The following is an 18,907-nucleotide window of genomic DNA, read 5'->3' as shown; positions in this document are numbered from 1 at the left end:
GGTTGACGCAAGTAAGAAGTATTTCTTCAACTCATTTTTAATAGTAAAACTTTAAATCAATGAAAAAAATTGAAGCCATTATTCGTAAATCGAAATTTGATGATGTGCGCGACGCACTCCATCAAGTAGAAGTAAACTTTTTTAGTTACTGGGATGTTACGGGAGTAGGTAACGAAAAGAAAGGCCATGTTTATCGTGGTGTAAGTTACAGTACTGCGGACATCCAGAGACGCTATTTATCAATCATTGTCTCAGATGAATTTACTGAGCGCACGGTTGAAGCCATCCTTAAATCAGCATATTCAGGAAATGTTGGTGACGGTAAAGTATTTGTAATTCCTGTAGAAGAAGCCTATCGCATTAGAACGAGAGAAAAAGGCACAGAATCATTAAAATAATCAACTAAACTAACTTAAAAACAACCCTTATGGAAACAAACGTCATTGAAGCGAATGCAGTTTTAGACTTGATGTGGATATTAATCGCGGGGATACTCGTGTTTTTTATGCAAGCCGGTTTTACGCTTGTAGAATCTGGATTTACAAGATCTAAAAACGTAATCAATATAGTAATGAAAAACTTTGTGGACCTTATAGTAGGTTCCTTAGGATTTTGGATTATTGGTTACACTATAATGTATGGAGAATCAATCGGTAGTTTTATCGGTTCCCCATCTTTATTTTACAGTGTTCGGGAAGACATGCACAATTTATTCTTTCAAACGGTTTTTGCTGCAACAGCGGCTACCATCGTTTCGGGAGCAGTTGCAGAAAGAACTAAATTTTCAACATATATTATATTTTCTTTAGTGATGACCGTGGTTATCTACCCCATATCCGGACATTGGGTATGGCAAGGAGATGGATGGCTTACTTCCCTTGGATTTATCGATTTTGCAGGATCAACAGTAGTTCACTCCGTGGGTGGATGGGCAGCCCTTGTAGGTGCCGCTCTTGTAGGCCCAAGAATTGGTAAATATACCGAAGGGAAATCGAACGCTATTCCAGGGCACAATATGATGTACGGCGCGTTAGGAGTTTTCATCCTTTGGCTAGGATGGTTTGGATTCAACGGAGGATCTGAACTTGCTATTAGCGGAGAAAGCTCTTACAACGTTGCGGGAATTATAATCACTACAAACTTAGCAGCCGCTGCCGGTGCTATTACAGCACTGATCCTTACTTGGGTTCGTTACGGCAAACCAGAAGTTTCTATGACTTTAAATGGTGCTTTAGCTGGATTGGTAGGTATTACTGCTGGATGTGCAGCAGTTACCCCGCTCAGCGCAGCAATTATAGGTGTTATCTGTGGGTTGGTAGTAGTATTCTCTATTGAATTTATAGATAAAAAACTTAAAATAGATGATCCTGTTGGTGCCATCTCGGTACACGGGGTTTGTGGAGCACTCGGAACTTTGTTAGTAGGTGTTTTTGCCATAGAAGGCGGACTTATTAACGGTGGTGGTGTAGCACAGCTTGGAGTACAGGCCATAGGCGTACTTGCCATTGGAGGATGGGCTCTAATCACTTCTTTTATAGTATTGTTTATCCTTAAGAAAACTATGGGATTACGCGTTACTAAAGAAGAAGAAATCGAAGGATTGGATATGCACGAGCACGATGGAGATGCATACCCAGATTTTACAATTGATCGTTAGTTAGTTAGTTTTAATAGGGAAAAAGAACGGAGCGCTATTTGGCGGTACGCTCCGTTCGGTAACCCGCTTTAATAGTTAACTATTGATTTTTGACTCATTTTGAAATTAAACCAAACAACAAATTAACTTTTTTTAATATGAAAGCGATTACTAAAACAAATGTCGTAAAAAATATATTTTTTCTAGCTATTTCTTTAGTTAGTTTAAGCACTTTTGCCCAAGAAGAGGATAACAAGAAATTCTCAATAAGCGGTTCTGGAGATGTTTACTGGAAAACCAATTTAACAAGCACGAACCAAGCAGACGAAGATGGAATGTTTGTTACCCCTCCTACTTCATTTGCTAACAGAAGCGGTTTTTCCATTGGTATGGCAAATTTAATTGCCAGCTATGAAGGTGAGAAAGTAGGTTTCGTAGCAGATCTTGTTTTTGGACCACGTGGGGAAGATGCAGTATTTAATTCTGTTGGATCTGCCAACATTGTAAACCAGTTGTACATGTACTGGAATGTAAGCGAAAAAGTGAGATTAACCATGGGTAACTTTAATACCTTTTTAGGGTATGAAGTAATTTCCCCTGTAGGTAACTTTAACTACTCTACTTCGTATATGTTTTCTTACGGACCTTTCTCTCACACAGGGATAAAAGCAGATTTTACATTGTCTGAAGATTTCTCTTTAATGTTGGCTGTTATGAACAGTACCGACTTTACGGAAATTAACCTTGACGGAAGTTATACAGCTGGGGCGCAATTGGGTTACAAAGGACAATATTTAAACCTTTTATACGGTGCCCAAACAGGACTACCAGGAGAAACATTTCAAATTGATTATACCGGTGGGTTCGATGTTTCAGATGCTTTTTACCTAGGAATCAACACCACCTATAATACAACAGATGGTTCTGGATTCTACGGATTTGCGTTATATCCACAGTATACCACCTCAGAAAAATTCTCTTTTGGTTTACGTGGGGAATATTTCAAAGAGTTCGATGGAGGTGTTAGCGCTTTAGGTGCATATAACCCTGACGGAGATGCAGATGTACTTGAATTTACTTTAACCGGTAACTACAAAATCAGCGACTTAACGATCAAGCCAGAATTTAGGTTCGATACCGCTTCTGAAGATATATTCCTAGACGGGGATGATGAAGCAACAGGAAGCTTGGCATCATTTTTAGTAGCGGCTGTTTATTCTTTCTAACCACCAAACGTAAAAAGAAATTTACAGATAGCCGTTTACTCGTTCTAAGTGGTAACCTTAGGGTTACAAAGCCTGGCGGTGGCTCCGCCAGGTTTTTTTATGATTATAACTATCAAAAATATCGCAGCACTATTACATCACCTTACCGGCTAAATACCGCTGTACTGCATAAACATCAATACTTTTATTGAAGCGTTTACTCACCGAAGGAATATTTTCACTGGAAATCCAAATTTTAAGTTCTGCATCCAAGTCGAATGTCCCTGCCGTTTCCAACGAAAACCGTGAGATATTTTTATAGGGCATTGATTTATATTCTACCTTACTACCGGTTAATCCCTGTACATCAATTAAAATAAGCCGTTTGTTGGTAAACATAAAAACATCCCGAAGTAGTTTAAATCCCAACTCCACTTCTTCACTTTCAATTAGAAGTCGACCGTATTTTTCTTTTAATTTCTCTACGGAAATTTCACTGGCATTTCCCAGAATTTTATTGAATAATCCCATTTTTTTATTTTTTAAAGTCTTAGCATTTCTGTTCTAAAAGCGAAAGACGTATTTTTCGATTCTTAAAAGGTTCTTTCATTTAGTTCATTAAATTTTCATTTGTTATTAATTGTATTCATGAACCTCCTACGTCGGTTTCTTTTGCTCGCCCAAAAGCAATCCTTCGTCTTCGCTCAGGATAAACTTAGACAAAGTACCCGCCAGTAGGCAGGAAGGGCGCATTGTCCCAGTAATTTTTTAATAGCTAATTTCAATGCTATTTTAAACTAAAGCATTTTTCAATTATCATGCAACAACCTTTTCATACTTACATCTTCGTAATTTCTCCTTACAAACTCCAAGGCCACCCTTACCACCTGCCCCATCGATCGGCATCTTTTAAATTTCATGTCCAGGGTGTAATTGTAAAGCTCCAATTTTAATTCTTCTAAGTTTTCTGGGGTTGTAATATGGTCGTTTACCATACACCTCAACAGTGCCTTTAAACGCTTTTTAGTAGTTAAGATACGCTTTGCCAAGAGTGAACGCTCTTCTTTTTTGTATTGTTCAATAGATGCAGGTTTTAAACGCTCTTCTACCATTTTTACCATCTGGTAGTTCTCTTTAAAAAATTGAGGTTTGTATACTTTAAAATTCCCCTCGTAGCACTGCTGATCGAAATCGATGGCGCGAATCTTAAATATTACATTATCGAAATCGTGCACCGGGATAATGACATAATTGTAAGAACGCATATCGCCCAAAAGCCTTATCATACAGCGTTCGTTAAATTTTACAAACTCTTTGGCTATCTGGCTTTTTTGAATATCCGTACAGCTGGGCAAGGCCGTTTTTATAAACTCATCCCCAGGAATTCCAGAAATATGTTCCTCTATTAAGGTATCATGGTATACGGCAAAATTCATACGGTTTGGGGAGAGAATATGCTCCAGCTCCAGGCCATACACCCTCGAAGCATCCGCCTTTTTCACATAAATATAGGTGTAGTTATCATTTAGAATATTTCGAACTTTTATACGGAAGGGTTGCGAATTTCCAAACGTACAAAAGTCGATAGCATCGATATTGAGGTACTGAAAAATATCTTCATTACCATCGGAAAATATTAGGGTATACACCTGCTTTAAATGATAGTCAATTTCGGGGCGTTCAAATTCAGAATAATAGACCCGTATCCATAGTGTATCGTTATCATCTTCATCGTAAACCACCACAGAACCAGAGAAACGCAATAAATCGTCATAAGATATTGGGATCTTTGTGGTTCTATTATAGCGCTCCAAATATGCCAAAAGGCGTTCGTTTACTGGATACGATGGTTTCTTTTTCGACATTAATTTTTCACTCATACTTCAAATATCATTATTTAGTCAAATTTAATCTATATTATTGTAACAATTCCATGGCGAATTCGTCAAGTTAATAGAATCAACTCAAATAAAGAAATTTTGGAAACTATTCTCACGGTAAATAACCTTACCAAGAAATTTGATTTTCTCACAGCGGTAAGCGATCTATCCTTCACTATTAAAAAAGGAAATGTATACGGGATATTGGGTCCCAACGGTAGCGGGAAGTCTACCACATTGGGCATTGTACTCAATGTGGTGAACAAAACATCGGGAGACTTCCATTGGTTCGATGGTAATACCTCCACTCATCAGGCATTAAAAAAAGTGGGTGCCATTATAGAGCGCCCCAACTTTTACCCATATATGTCGGCGGTTCAAAATTTAAAGTTGGTTTGTAAAATTAAGGAGGTTTCCGAGGATAAAATAGAAGAAAAATTGGAGTTGGTAGGTCTTCTAGACCGTAAAGACAGTAATTTTAAAACGTATTCCCTCGGGATGAAACAGCGTTTGGCAATTGCCTCTGCCCTCTTGAATGACCCCGAAATCCTTATTCTTGATGAACCTACCAACGGACTCGATCCGCAGGGAATTCATAAAATTCGGGAAATCATCAAAAAAATTGCAGCTGCGGGAACTACCATTCTGCTTGCCTCCCACCTTTTGGATGAAGTGGAAAAGGTCTGTTCGCACGTTATCATTTTAAGAAAAGGACAGAAATTATATTCGGGCCGGGTGGACGAAATGGTTGCCAGTCACGGATTTTTTGAATTAAAAGCTGAAAATGAAGCGGCTTTGCTTCAAATCCTTGAAACCAATCCCGCTTTCGGATCACTAAAAAACGAAAATGGAATAATCACTGCATTCTTAAACGAACCCATGGACGCCAGTACTTTCAACAAGTTTATGTTTGAAAAAGGCATCGTGCTTTCACACTTGGTAAAGAGAAAAGAAAGTTTGGAGGAACAATTCTTAACATTAACAAAAAATCAATCCAACTAATGCTACGACTGCTACAAATAGAATTTATAAAACTTTGGAACAACCGATCGAGCAGAATATTAATAATTGCCTATTTTGTGCTTCTTACTTTTATTGCGCTTTTCGCCACGGTTAAGTTCGATATTGGGGATGTCCATTTTCAATTGGCCGACCAAGGTATATTCAACTTCCCCTACATTTGGCACTTTAACACCTACATAGCCGCATTTTTTAAACTCTTTCTGGCAATTGTTATTGTTTCCATGATGTCTAACGAATACAGCAATAAAACCATAAAGCAAAACCTTATTGACGGGCTGAGCAAAAAGGAGTTTATATTATCCAAATTCATTACGGTAGTGCTCTTCGCTGCAGCCTCTACGGTTTTTATTTTTATAGTTTCTTTCATATTGGGGCTCATTTATTCCGATTACAATGAACTTAGCATCATATTCTCTGGACTTGGCTACCTTGTAGCCTTCTTTGTAAAGCTATTGGGGTTTTTCTCCTTCTGTTTATTTCTAGGGATTTTTGTAAAAAGATCTGCCTTTGCCCTTGGCTTTTTAATTCTTTGGCAAGTAATAGAAGGCATTATTTACGGACTTATAAGATGGCAAACAACCGATGTAATCACCCAACGAATTACACAATTCCTCCCATTGGAAGCCATGAGCAATCTTATAAAAGAACCTTTTAGCAGGCTGGGTGCAGTGCAATCGGTAGCCAACCAAATTGGGGAATCTTATGTAAAAGATTATGCGGTACATTGGTATGAAATCTTAATTGTTTTGGTATGGACGTTTCTATTTATTTATCTATCTTATGCATTGCTTAAAAAACGCGATTTATAAGTGAATAAATGTTAACCAACTATAAGTTTTCATTCCTAATCTTTTTTTTATTTGCTTGTCATACATTATTCTATGGGCAAACAAATAATCTACCCAACGATTGTGTAAATGCCATAACGGTATGCGGAAGCAGCAAGATAAGCAGCAATGCCGATGGTATTGGTATTCAAGAACTGGGAACCAATAACACTTGCTCAAGTTTTGAGCACAACAGTTTGTGGTTAAAGATTAATATTGTAAAAGCCGGGACGCTTGGTTTTACCTTAAAACCTACCAAGACCGATCTCGAAGTAGATTACGATTTTTTTATTTACGGCCCAACAGCAACTTGTACCAATTTGGGAGCTTCCATCCGCTGCTCTACCACCAATCCTATAGCGGCCGGGCAAACCAGTAACCTTACCGGGATGAACGACACAGAAACCGACACCTCGGAAGGCCCTGGAGAACTTGGCAATGGATATGTTCGCTCTCTCGATGTAGCTGTTGGCGATTCTTATTTTATAGTAATCGATAGACCCATAGGAGATGGAGGCTTTGATATTGAGTGGACAGGGACTGCCGTTACCGGCGGCTCTCCCTTTCCACCAGCGCCCGTTGCTAACACCGTTGCCGACATAACCCTTTGTAACGATAGCGGAAGCAACACCTTCGATCTATATTCCCTTTCCGCTCAAATTAACAGTAATGCCAATAATAGTATTGCCTTTTTTGAAACCTTAATGGATGCCAACGATAATACCAACCCGATAACCGCTCCTGTAACCCTTACCGATGCGAGCAAAGAAATACATGCACGGGTAACCAACGTGAATGGCTGTTTCGATCTCACTAGTTTTAACATCGCAGCCTATAAAAATCCGGAGGCATTAAATACAACCCTCGTGCAGTGTGATCTCGATCTTGGTAACTCTACGGATGGAATTACCACCTTCAACTTAAACCAAGCCGACTTGCAGATTACCAATAACAACACTAACAATCGGGTGATCTATTTTAGTTCGGCAAATAACCGCACCAACAACAATCCCATTAGCGATCCAGAGCGTTTCGTGGGAAGCAATAACCAAACTATTTATGCCCGGGTAATTAATTCCAACAATTGTACAAAAGACGCCGAATTGTTACTAAAAGTAAATAGCACTACTGCAAGCTTAACCCAGAGCGGTCCTTATTTTTCTTGCGATAGAGATGAAAATGACCTGATTGTCGATGGTACTTTCAACCTTCGGGAAATAAAAGAAAATGCTTACCCAAATCTAGACGTGTCCCTATTTTATACCAGGGAAGATGCCTCTCTGGAATTGAATGAGATTACAGCTGAAGAAATTATTTCTGAAAACAGCGTTATTTATGTCCGCATAGAAGACAACAATGAATGTCAAGACATTGAAGAATTCAATTTGGTAGTCGATGAAAAACCGAAAATTATTCTTCCCGATCCTCTTCCCTTACTATGCCTTAACAACCCCACACTTACGCTCACCGCTAATGCTGGGTTCGATAGCTATAAATGGGTATATGTGGCAGACGATGGTACCGAAAAAGTAGTAAGCACCAATGAGAACACCCCTATTGCACAAACGGGCAACTATTTTCTAGAAGCAAGCCGAGTGTATAATTCCTTTGGTGTTACCCGTACCTGCACCAGCGTTAAAAACTTCGAAATCTTACCTTCCAATATCGCCACTTTAAATCCGGAGCCTTTGGTTGAGGATATTTCTGAAAACAATAGAATTACCGTTTTTGTTGAAGGTGATGGTGATTACGAATTTAGTATTGGGGATATTTCAGGGCCTTATCAAGACGGGAATATCTTTGAAAATGTGAGTGATGGCTTTACCGAAATTTTTGTACGCGATAAAAATGGATGTGGTATTGTTTCTAAAACAATTTCCATAATTGGCTACGACAAGTTTTTTACCCCCAATGGAGATGCTATTAACGACTACTGGCAAATAGCCGGTATTAATGCCTTTACCCAAGCCAATTCGCTGATATACATTTTCGACCGTTATGGTAAACTGGTAAAACAACTAGATCCTACCAGTAAAGGATGGGATGGCACCTATAATGGAATCGACCTCCCTGCTTCCGATTATTGGTTTCGTGTAAAGCTGGAAGATGGACGCGATTTCAAAGGTCATTTCAGCCTAAAACGGTGATTATCATTAGACATCGACCATAAAGAATTGCAAAGTTTTAAAAGGAACAATTTTTTAGTTCATAGTATGCTGTGTTCAATAACCAATTTGCCTACTGGCTACTTATTAACCACTCTCTTTCCGACCAAAGACGGCTCCCAACGACACTAAAAAAAGATGTAATCCCAAAATTCATTTAAAATCTTTATATTTATCGTCCCAAAACAAGAATAACCTACTGTTCTTAAACCTAAATGTTATGGAAAGAAAAAAATTCCTTAAATCCCTGGGTGCCGGTGCGGCTTTCGCACTTGTTTTTCCCTGTGTGAGCTGTTCCAGCAATGCTTCTGATGATGTTGAAGAAGTCATGGAAGAAGATCCAAATGCCGAGAACCCCGATGAAGATAATCCAGATACAGGAGGAGATGGAAACGGCGAACAGGGCAATGGAGATCAAGGCGGCGACAACGAACCCGAAAAAGTGGATTTCACCATAGATCTTACCACTGCAGAAGCCGAACCTCTAAAGGATAAAGGGGGTTTCATCATTAAAAATGAAATTGTAATTGCTAGAAACCTGGAGGGGAATTTTGTGGCCGCTACCCGCGAATGTCCGCATGAAGGAAATTACCAAATTGTTTACGAAAAAGATGGTACCGATGAGGCCTTTTCTTGCAGTGTACACGGCTCGAGATACGACCTAAGTGGCACCCCAACCAACAATGTAACCAGCAATACACTCTATATTTACAAAACCGAATTAAACGGAGACATTTTACGTATTTATGAGGAATAATAAATGGTTACACCGCTTTTTCAAAATTATTTCTGTTGGCCGTTTGTAATACTTTCTCACAATCTTTTATAAGTTTTCGAAGCATAAAATTTAGGCTTCTTAATCTTTTGTTTGAACCTTGATTGACAAGAAAATTTTCGGTTTCCTGTATGCAATAAGCACAATGTTTACTGGTAAATCTATTTTTTGCCTTGAGTAATTTAGCGTTGATCTGATATAACTCTATTAGATTTTTAAGTTCCCGCAGAACGTTTTCGTTACCGTTGGTAGGTAAGGTCGTAGTTGATTTCTTTAATAACTCAATGCATTTCTCGTTGGTTTCCACACATGTGTTATACAAACTATTCATTACTCAGTTGATTAGAAATTAAACACTTATATTTAGTTGGAGCGAAGGGCTTTAATAAGCTCTTTTTTATTCATCTTGGAACGGCCGTCAATGCCAACATTTTTTGCCTGTTCATACAGTTCATCTTTAGTCCACTCTTCATATTTCTTGGCTTTTCCTCCCTTTTCTCCAGCGTCTGGAGTATTGGCTATCCTAGCCGATTTTTCTTTGCTGTAGCCCTTGTCCCGCAAGGCTTCATATTGATCTTCGTTCTTAATTCTTGGATTTGGCATCGTTGTGTTTTTTATTGTTGACTTATCATAGATTCTTGCAAATACTCTTGGCAAGCTTTTGCACATTTTCTGCATTGTTCGGCACATTTCTTACAATGCTCCATTGAGTTTTGCGAACATTCCTTTTCGCACTGCTGGCATACAAAAAAACAGAAGTTGATCAATCCCGATATTTCTTTAAATTCCGTAGATAAAACTTCTGCCAAGGCTGTACATGTGCTCGCGCAAACACGGTCTAGACGAATGCACTCACTCATATTATTTGGCTCGGTTAGACAAGCATCGGCGCATTCGTTACAGGTTCGCACACATTCGTATAAAATGGTAATTAAATCTTTCTTATTCATAGCTGCTTTATTTATTGGTTACCTAAATTTACGAAACCAACAACCTCAGCACAATACTTAAATACCTATTTATGAGATATTTAATATCCTTTTTTCATTCCTTTAACAAACGAGTAAGGTACCCAGCCAACTGTTTATATCTTCTGTTATATTTAAGGTCTAAATTTCATATTTTTGTAAAAAATAAAACTTTATGCTCATAATAGGAATTGCTGGAGGAACCGGTTGCGGGAAAACCACAGTGGTAAATCAAATCATTAACGAACTCCCCCTGGATGAAGTAGGTGTACTCTCTCAAGACTCCTATTACAACGACACTTCCCATTTAAGCTATGAAGAGCGTACAAAAATAAACTTCGATCACCCTCGGGCCATCGATTTTGAGCTCCTGTACCAACATTTAGAAGATCTTAGAAACAACAAAACCATCGAGCAGCCTGTATATTCTTTTGTAAAGCACAACCGCACCAAAGATGTAATTCTTACGCATCCACGAAAGGTAATGATCGTGGAAGGGATTCTAATACTTACAAATCCGAAAGTAAGAGAGCTTTTTGATATTAAAATATACGTTCACGCCGATTCTGATGAACGATTGATACGAAGGATTAAAAGGGATATTAACGAAAGGGGCCGCGATATCGATGAAGTTCTGGAGCGCTACCAATCTACCCTCAAACCAATGCATCAGCAATTCATCGAGCCCACTAAAGAATATGCAGATATTATCATCCCAAATAATAGATACAACACCGTTGCCGTTGATATTGTAAGAACAATTATAAACGAACGCTTGATTTAATGATGAAGCTTAAAAAAATAAGAAAGTCAAAATGGTTTCGGTTTTTCAGTAATATTTATGTGCTGGTGCTTACTGTTTTTGTTATTTGGATGCTTTTTTTTGATACCAACTCCTATTGGTTTACTCATAGGGAGCTAAATAAGGAAATTGAAAAGCTGGAAGAACAAAAAATGCACTTAAAGGAAGCCATTGAAAAAGATAAGTCTATTTTAAAAAAACTGAATAGCAAAGAAGAACTGGAAAAATTTGCCAGGGAAGAATATTATCTTAAAAAAGAAGACGAAGAAATTTATTTGATAGAATATGAAGATAGCTTGGACACCGATTGACTTTGCTCCTGGCGTTTAGCACACGATACATCGCCATAAGGACATTCATAGGTGCATTTGTGTGCCGGAACCACAAGTTCTATGCAACTAGGAGTAGTGACTTTTAAAGTTTGCTAAGTGAATACATTAAAGGTTTCCAAAAAAACGAGTAAAAACAAACCAACATGGGCAATTCCCTTTTTAACGAATTTACAAAGGTTTCCGCCAAACAATGGAAACAAAAAATACAGTTTGAATTAAAAGGTGAAGACTACAACGACACCTTAATTACCAAAACTCCGGAAGGAATAGACATAAAGCCTTTTTATAACGCAGAAGATTTACCCGAAATTCTTCACCCCATGCCAAATCCTGCATGGAATAGCTGCGAACGGGTTTATGTGGCAAAAGCTTCTGGTGCCAATAAAAAAGCGTTGCAATCCATTAAAAAAGGAACAGAAAGCCTGCTCTTTGTTTTTCCTTCGGAAGAAATCAACCTGCAAGAACTCTTTGATGAGTTTCCTTTTGAAACAGTTGGAATCCACATTCAAACAGAATTTTTATCATTTGCTTTTGTAAAAGAACTGACCCTTTTTACCAAGGATAAAAACGCCAAAATATATTTCCAGCTGGATATTATTGGCAATTTGGCTAAAAGCGGCAATTGGTTTTTCGATATGAAGAAAGACCTTCAAACCTTTTACGAAATTCAAGGGTTCGTTAAAGAATATAACCACATCAAATCCTCTGTTTCCATCGATGTTTCGCTGTATCAAAATGCAGGCGCCCACAGCGTTCAGCAATTGGCATACGCCCTAGCACATGCTCATGAATATTTAAATTATGAGGAAAACCTCACTTCCAAATTTACCTTTAACATAAGTGTTGGTAGTGATTATTTTATGGAAATAGCCAAGATAAGATCTTTAAGACTGTTATGGGAAACCTTGGCCAAAGAATATAAATTAAACGCAGAGTGTTTCATTTTCTGCCTTCCATCCATGCGCAATAAAACCATTTACGACTACAATGTAAACATGTTGCGCTCCACCACAGAATACATGAGCGCCATTGTAGGTGGAGCCAATACCATTTGCACTTTACCCTACGATGCTATTTACCATAAAGACAATGAATTCGCATCGAGGATTGCCAGAAATCAGTTGTTAATCCTCAAACATGAAAGCTATTTCGACAAAGTACAAAATCCTGCTGATGGAACGTATTATATAGAATCCCTTACGGAAGAACTGGCAGAAAAAGCGTTAGCATTGTTTAAAAGTATTGAAGCTGGAGGCGGATTTTTAAAGCAACTGAAAGAACATACAATTCAGAAAAAAATAAAAGAAAGTGCCGCAGCGGAAAATGATGCTTTTCTAAAAAAGGAGAAAACCTTGGTAGGCTCCAATAAATTTCAAAATTTAGAAGACCGGATGCAAAACGATTTGGAATTGTACCCTTTTGTTAAAACCGAGCCGCGAAAAACACTTATCGAACCCATTATAGAGAAGAGACTGGCTGAAGAATTGGAAAAAGAACGTTTGAAAAAGGAGTCTTTATGAAGCGGAAAAATGTACAACACCTCACTTTAGAAAGAACAAAAAAAGCAAAAGAAGAAGTTAAAGAAGTTTCTCAAGCTAACTTTCCTACTGCTGAAAAAATCGACTTAAAACAGGTGTATCTAAAAAAAGATGCAGACGCACTGGAACACTTGGATTTTGCAGCAGGTTTTCCTCCGTTTTTAAGAGGGCCCTATTCCACAATGTATGTAAGAAGGCCATGGACGATACGCCAATATGCCGGATTTTCTACGGCAGAAGAAAGCAATGCTTTTTACAGACGTAATTTAGAAGCGGGCCAAAAAGGACTTTCGGTAGCTTTTGATTTGGCTACCCATCGCGGATATGATTCCGATCACCCGCGTGTGGAAGGAGACGTAGGAAAAGCAGGAGTGGCCATAGATTCTGTGGAGGACATGAAAATTCTTTTCGATCAAATTCCGCTTGATAAAATGTCGGTTTCCATGACTATGAATGGGGCGGTATTACCTATTATGGCTTTTTATATTGTGGCTGCAGAAGAGCAAGGCGTAGCCCCAGAAAAACTCTCTGGAACCATACAAAACGATATTTTAAAGGAGTTTATGGTGAGAAACACTTACATCTACCCTCCCACTCCTTCCATGAAAATAGTGGCCGATATTTTTGAGTACTCCAGTAAAAATATGCCAAAATTTAACAGCATCAGTATCTCAGGATATCATATGCAAGAAGCTGGGGCCACCGCAGATATTGAACTGGCTTATACCCTAGCAGACGGATTGGAATACATAAAAACCGGAATTGAAGCTGGAATGGATGTCGATACCTTTGCTCCACGGCTATCTTTTTTCTGGGCCATTGGCATGAATCATTTTATGGAAATTGCCAAAATGCGTGCAGGAAGAATGCTTTGGGCTAAATTGGTTAAAAGGTTTCATCCAAAAAATGAAAAATCTTTATCCCTACGCACCCATTGCCAAACCAGCGGTTGGAGTTTAACAGAACAGGATCCATTTAACAATGTAGCAAGAACGTGTATCGAAGCTGCGGCAGCGGCTTTTGGCGGCACCCAGTCGTTACATACGAACGCTTTGGACGAGGCTATAGCCTTGCCTACCGATTTTTCTGCCCGAATTGCCAGAAATACGCAATTATATCTTCAGGAAGAAACAGGCATTACCAATACGGTAGATCCGTGGGCAGGAAGTTATTACGTAGAAAGCCTAACCAATGAAATTGTAGAAAAGGCCTGGAAACTCATTGAGGAAGTAGAGGAATTGGGTGGAATGACCAAAGCCATCGAAGCTGGCATCCCGAAAATGCGTATTGAGCAAGCCGCAGCACGCAAGCAAGCCAGAATAGATAGCAACCGTGATGTTATTGTAGGCGTAAATAAATACAGACTCAAAAAGGAAGATCCGCTTCAAATCCTGGAAGTGGATAACCAACAAGTACGAAAACAACAGGTGGAACGGTTGGAGGCCCTTAAAGCCAATAGAAATGAGGAAGCGGTACAGGCTTCGCTCTTAAAATTATCACAATCGGCGCAAACAGGCGATGGAAATTTATTAGCTTTAGCCGTGGAAGCCGCTAGAAATAGAGCCACTTTGGGAGAAATATCCCTTGCGCTAGAAGAAGTTTACGGACGATACAAAGCTAAAATCCAATCGTTTAGCGGCGTTTATTCAAAAGAAGTGAAAAACGACAAAAGTTTCGAAAAAGCACAGGCATTAGCAGATAGGTTTGCAGAACAAGATGGTCGCAGACCCCGAATCCTAATCGCCAAAATGGGACAAGATGGTCATGATCGCGGGGCAAAAGTTGTCGCCACGGGTTATGCTGATGTTGGTTTTGATGTGGATATTGGTCCGCTTTTTCAAACACCACAGGAAGCCGCTAAACAAGCCGTAGAAAACGATGTACACATCCTGGGTGTTTCCTCTTTGGCCGGCGGACACAAAACTTTAGTACCAAAAGTAATTGAAGCCTTAAAGAATTATGGAAGGGAAGATATTATGGTAATAGTAGGTGGAGTAATACCTCAGCAAGATTATCAACATCTATTCGATGCTGGTGCCGTAGCCGTGTTTGGACCAGGAACAAAAATAAGTGATGCAGCTATTAAAATTTTGGAGATTTTAATTGATTAACCAAACGAAACAGCCAACGGTAAAGATCTGAAGTTAAAATTAAATGAACCTTGTAACCTTAAAAAAATATAAAAATGAAATATACCGATAAAATGCTTCGCGACGATGCCCTCAAAGGGAAAAACATAGTAGTTACCGGTGGTGGCAGCGGCTTAGGCAAAGCAATGACAAAATATTTTTTGGAATTGGGAGCCAAAGTTGCCATTACTTCCAGAAGCTTGGACAAGCTCGAAAATACAGCTAAAGAACTGGAAGAAGAAACGGGAGGTATGAGCTTTCCCGTAGCTTGCGATGTTAGAAACTACGATGAAGTGGAAGCAATGCACAAAAAAGTAATCGATAAATTCGGAAAAGTAGATATTTTGTTAAACAACGCTGCTGGAAATTTTATCTCTCCTACAGAAAGACTTTCGGCCAATGCTTTTGATACTATTATCGATATTGTGCTAAAAGGAACTAAAAATTGTACCTTGGCTTTTGGTAAACATTGGATAGACACCAAACAGGAAAATACCAATGTACTGAATATTGTTACCACCTATGCCTGGACAGGTTCTGCCTACGTAGTACCATCGGCCACCGCAAAAGCGGGAGTATTGGCCTTAACCAGAAGTTTGGCTGTGGAATGGGCAAAATACGGTATGCGTTTTAATGCTATCGCACCAGGACCCTTCCCAACTAAAGGCGCATGGGATCGTCTTTTACCAGGTGACTTAAAAGAGAAATTCGACCTCGCTAAAAAAGTACCGCTAAAAAGGGTTGGAGATCATCAAGAATTGGCCAATTTAGCTGCTTATATGGTTTCTGATTTTGGTGCTTACCTAAATGGGGAAGTAATAACCCTAGATGGTGGCGAGTGGCTTAAAGGCGCTGGACAGTTTAATCTATTGGAAGCAGTTCCAGAGGAAATGTGGGATATGCTCGAAGCAATGATTCGAAGTAAAAAATCTAAGGGTTAAGCAGCACGATCAAGGTATTAGAGCTTCATGTCCCTTATTGCAAGTTTGAATATTTTTTTCAAACTAAAACGAGGAATATGAAGCCTTATAGATGAAACAACAAACCTGAAACACAAACGGATATACACACCTTTAATCTTACAAAACAAATTGTTGAACAACTGTTAACAAAATTCATTTTCTAAACTCACAAATAATCGTATTTTTACCTGACTAAAATACACCTTACTAAAATCGAAATATAACACATGGGCAAAGTAATTGCTGTAGCTAATCAAAAAGGCGGTGTTGGAAAAACCACAACATCTGTAAACCTCGCTGCCGCTCTTGGGGTACTGGAAAAAAAAGTACTTCTTATCGACGCGGATCCGCAGGCTAATGCTACTTCCGGATTAGGAATAGATGTTGAAACGGTTGAAGGAGGTACGTATCAATTATTAGAGCATTCTGCTAAACCAGAAGATACTATTATAAAAACGGATTCCCCAAACGTTGATTTAATACCTGCTCACATAGATCTTGTTGCTATCGAGATAGAACTCGTAGATAAGGATGCAAGAGAATATATGCTAGCTAAGGCCATTAAAGGACTACGGGAAACTTACGATTATATATTAATTGACTGCGCTCCCTCTCTAGGCCTTTTAACTTTAAATGCCTTAACGGCATCAGACTCGGTTATTATTCCTATTCAATGCGAATATTTTGCATTGGAAGGATTAGGAAAACTGTTGAACACTATAAAGAGCGTTCAAAAAATACACAATTCAAATCTGGATATCGAAGGGTTATTATTAACCATGTACGATTCTAGATTAAGACTTTCCAACCAAGTAGTAGAAGAAGTACAGAAACACTTTAGCGATATGGTTTTCGATACCATCATTCAACGAAATGTACGCTTAAGTGAGGCTCCTAGTTATGGAGAAACAATTATTAATTATGATGCTACGAGCAAAGGTGCCACTAACTACCTTAGTCTAGCTCATGAAATAATTAAAAAGAATAAGCAAACGGTTTAAATGGCAAAGGCAACTAAAAAACAAGCTTTAGGAAGAGGATTATCTGCGTTGTTGAAAGATCCGGAGAACGATATTAAATCGGCTTCTGATAAAAATGCAGATAAAGTAGTAGGTAATATTGTTGAATTGGAACTGGATGCCATTGAAGTAAACCCGTTTCAGCCCCGTACCAATTTCAATGAAGAAACCCTTCAAGAATTGGCGGTTTCCATTAGGGAATTAGGGGTTATTCAACCCATAACGGTTAGAAAAATCGACTTTAACCAATATCAATTGGTTTCTGGGGAACGTAGGTTGCGGGCCTCTAAATTGGCGGGCTTAACATCTGTTCCTGCCTACATCCGTATTGCCAACGATCAAGAATCTCTGGAGATGGCTTTGGTGGAAAATATTCAACGCCAAGACCTTGACCCCATAGAAATATCTTTATCGTATCAACGCCTAATAGATGAAATTAACATTACACAGGAACAACTGAGTGACCGCGTAGGGAAAAAACGTTCTACCATTACCAATTATTTGCGTTTATTAAAGCTGGATCCTATCATTCAAACAGGAATGCGCGATGGTTTTGTAAGCATGGGTCATGGGCGGGCCCTTATCAACATTGAAAATAAAAAAGACCAGCTAGAGATTTACGAAAAAATAATTACCAACAATCTTTCCGTTAGGGAAACAGAAAAATTGGTACGTGAATATCAAACTGAAAAAGATCCTAAATCAACTAAAAACACTACCCCGGAGTTACCTGATTACGTTTCAGAAAATGTAGAAGAACTCACGGAATACTTTTCTTCTAAAGTAGACGTTAAAGTAGCTAAGAATGGAAAGGGGAAGCTTATTATTCCATTTCATTCGAAAGAAGACTTTTTACGTCTTACAAAACTTTTAAAATAGTGTTTAAAAAAAGTATTGTCGCCATATTTTTATTGCTTTTTCATGTTACGCTCGCAGCTCAAGAAAAAGCAACAGACTCTGTAAGCAAAAAGGCAGAGACTGATGCTACGCACGAAATGACGGTACGCGAACTGCAAAAACTTGAGAAAGAAGCCCAAGATAGTTTAAGACAATACGAGCCCAAAGATTCTCTGGCAGTTGCTATAGATACCCTTTCAAAAAAAGAAAAACGCCAACTTAAAAGGCAGCAAAAACTGGATAGTTTAGCAAGTCTACCGGTAGATATCGATCCCCTTTCCCCGGCCAAAGCAGCTTTTTATTCCGCTATTTTACCAGGGCTCGGGCAAATTTACAATAAAACGTACTGGAAAGTTCCTATTGTTTATGGGGCTATTGGTACCGGACTATATTTCTATATTGACAATACCCAACAATACAACCGTTATAGGGACGCTTTCAAAAGACGACTAGCAGGCTATTATGATGATGAATTTTACGATATAAACAATAGTGGCATAGTGCCTGGGAATCCAGATGTGAGCGACGACGCCCTCCGTGATGCCCAAGAATTCTATCAACAGAATAGGGATCTATCGCTACTCATTACTATTGGTTTATATGCGTTAAATATTATCGATGCCAACGTTACAGCGCATTTAAAACAGTTTAACGTTAACGAAAAACTTTCTTTAAAACCTTATTACGAACAAAACCAATTGGATTACAATCCGAATTACGGGGTTCAGTTAAGTTTTAATTTCTAAGAA

The 18,907-nt window shown here is 38.7% G+C and carries 20 protein-coding genes; 15 read left to right on the top strand and 5 right to left on the bottom strand.

From position 1 onward, the window contains the following. The first annotated feature begins 59 nt into the window (after positions 1-59). The 3 genes from HX109_RS11460 (at position 60) to HX109_RS11450 (ending at position 2,862) form a co-directional block, all read left to right on the top strand. Positions 60-398, top strand: a complete 339-nt coding sequence (locus HX109_RS11460; RefSeq protein WP_178952084.1) for a P-II family nitrogen regulator — start codon at positions 60-62, stop codon at positions 396-398. Between the two features lie 29 nt (positions 399-427). Then, entirely contained in the window at positions 428-1,657 is a 1,230-nt protein-coding gene (locus tag HX109_RS11455; protein ID WP_178952082.1) for an ammonium transporter, read from the top strand. Between the two features lie 137 nt (positions 1,658-1,794). Next, positions 1,795-2,862 (top strand): porin, encoded by a 1,068-nt coding sequence (locus tag HX109_RS11450; protein WP_178952080.1) that lies wholly within the window; start codon positions 1,795-1,797, stop codon positions 2,860-2,862. 132 nt (positions 2,863-2,994) lie between these two features. Here the strand turns inward: HX109_RS11450 and HX109_RS11445 are convergent, their stop codons facing one another. Both HX109_RS11445 and HX109_RS11440 read right to left on the bottom strand, forming a co-directional pair. Further along, positions 2,995-3,372, bottom strand: coding sequence for a PH domain-containing protein (locus tag HX109_RS11445; protein ID WP_178952078.1), 378 nt, complete (start codon positions 3,370-3,372; stop codon positions 2,995-2,997). 278 nt (positions 3,373-3,650) lie between these two features. After that, a complete protein-coding gene (locus HX109_RS11440; RefSeq protein WP_178952076.1) occupies positions 3,651-4,721 on the bottom strand; it encodes a hypothetical protein in 1,071 nt (356 codons plus the stop codon). Positions 4,722-4,820: 99 nt separating this feature from the next. Here HX109_RS11440 and HX109_RS11435 point away from each other — a divergent pair, with 99 nt between their 5' ends. From HX109_RS11435 to HX109_RS11420, 4 genes are all read left to right on the top strand, one after another. Beyond that, positions 4,821-5,723, top strand: a complete 903-nt coding sequence (locus HX109_RS11435; protein ID WP_178952074.1) for an ABC transporter ATP-binding protein — start codon at positions 4,821-4,823, stop codon at positions 5,721-5,723. Then, entirely contained in the window at positions 5,723-6,553 is an 831-nt protein-coding gene (locus HX109_RS11430) for an ABC transporter permease (protein WP_178952072.1), read from the top strand. Before HX109_RS11435 ends, HX109_RS11430 begins: the two co-directional genes overlap by 1 nt. Positions 6,554-6,561: 8 nt before the next feature. Continuing rightward, a complete protein-coding gene (locus HX109_RS11425) occupies positions 6,562-8,718 on the top strand; it encodes a T9SS type B sorting domain-containing protein (protein WP_178952070.1) in 2,157 nt (718 codons plus the stop codon). 238 nt (positions 8,719-8,956) lie between these two features. Further along, entirely contained in the window at positions 8,957-9,493 is a 537-nt protein-coding gene (locus HX109_RS11420; protein ID WP_178952068.1) for a Rieske 2Fe-2S domain-containing protein, read from the top strand. 7 nt (positions 9,494-9,500) lie between these two features. Here the strand turns inward: HX109_RS11420 and HX109_RS11415 are convergent, their stop codons facing one another. Genes HX109_RS11415 through HX109_RS11405 form a run of 3 tightly spaced genes read right to left on the bottom strand, consistent with a single transcriptional unit; the run spans position 9,501 to position 10,461 of the window. Further along, positions 9,501-9,842, bottom strand: coding sequence for a hypothetical protein (locus tag HX109_RS11415; RefSeq protein WP_178952066.1), 342 nt, complete (start codon positions 9,840-9,842; stop codon positions 9,501-9,503). A gap of 32 nt (positions 9,843-9,874) precedes the next feature. After that, a complete protein-coding gene (locus tag HX109_RS11410) occupies positions 9,875-10,114 on the bottom strand; it encodes a Rho termination factor N-terminal domain-containing protein (protein WP_178952064.1) in 240 nt (79 codons plus the stop codon). Between the two features lie 11 nt (positions 10,115-10,125). Continuing rightward, entirely contained in the window at positions 10,126-10,461 is a 336-nt protein-coding gene (locus tag HX109_RS11405; RefSeq protein WP_178952062.1) for a four-helix bundle copper-binding protein, read from the bottom strand. Between the two features lie 193 nt (positions 10,462-10,654). Between HX109_RS11405 and udk the strand changes: the two genes are divergently transcribed. The 8 genes from udk (at position 10,655) to HX109_RS11365 (ending at position 18,904) form a co-directional block, all read left to right on the top strand. Then, the gene (gene udk / locus HX109_RS11400) at positions 10,655-11,263 is read left to right on the top strand and encodes a uridine kinase (RefSeq protein WP_178952060.1); all 609 of its coding nucleotides are present in this window, start codon (positions 10,655-10,657) and stop codon (positions 11,261-11,263) included. 2 nt (positions 11,264-11,265) lie between these two features. Next, positions 11,266-11,592 carry an FtsB family cell division protein gene (locus HX109_RS11395; RefSeq protein ID WP_178954178.1) on the top strand — a complete coding sequence of 109 codons (327 nt, stop codon included), beginning with the start codon at positions 11,266-11,268 and terminating at the stop codon, positions 11,590-11,592. A 164-nt stretch (positions 11,593-11,756) separates the two neighbouring features. Next, positions 11,757-13,133 (top strand): methylmalonyl-CoA mutase subunit beta, encoded by a 1,377-nt coding sequence (locus HX109_RS11390; RefSeq protein ID WP_178952058.1) that lies wholly within the window; start codon positions 11,757-11,759, stop codon positions 13,131-13,133. Further along, positions 13,130-15,262 (top strand): methylmalonyl-CoA mutase, encoded by a 2,133-nt coding sequence (gene scpA, locus HX109_RS11385; RefSeq protein ID WP_178952056.1) that lies wholly within the window; start codon positions 13,130-13,132, stop codon positions 15,260-15,262. The genes HX109_RS11390 and scpA overlap by 4 nt, the downstream gene beginning before the upstream one ends. Positions 15,263-15,336: 74 nt before the next feature. After that, positions 15,337-16,221 (top strand): SDR family oxidoreductase, encoded by an 885-nt coding sequence (locus HX109_RS11380; protein WP_178952054.1) that lies wholly within the window; start codon positions 15,337-15,339, stop codon positions 16,219-16,221. A 248-nt stretch (positions 16,222-16,469) separates the two neighbouring features. After that, positions 16,470-17,243, top strand: a complete 774-nt coding sequence (locus HX109_RS11375) for a ParA family protein (protein ID WP_178952052.1) — start codon at positions 16,470-16,472, stop codon at positions 17,241-17,243. After that, positions 17,244-18,140: a ParB/RepB/Spo0J family partition protein gene (locus tag HX109_RS11370; RefSeq protein WP_178952050.1), complete on the top strand. Its 897-nt coding sequence runs from the start codon at positions 17,244-17,246 to the stop codon at positions 18,138-18,140. After that, a complete protein-coding gene (locus HX109_RS11365; protein WP_178952048.1) occupies positions 18,140-18,904 on the top strand; it encodes a DUF5683 domain-containing protein in 765 nt (254 codons plus the stop codon). The genes HX109_RS11370 and HX109_RS11365 overlap by 1 nt, the downstream gene beginning before the upstream one ends. The last annotated feature ends 3 nt before the right edge of the window (positions 18,905-18,907 follow it).

Source organism: Galbibacter sp. BG1, from assembly GCF_013391805.1.
In the GTDB taxonomy this organism is placed as follows: domain Bacteria; phylum Bacteroidota; class Bacteroidia; order Flavobacteriales; family Flavobacteriaceae; genus Galbibacter.
The sequence above is the reverse complement of the archived record's forward strand: the minus strand, read 5'-3'. Positions and strand labels throughout refer to the sequence as shown.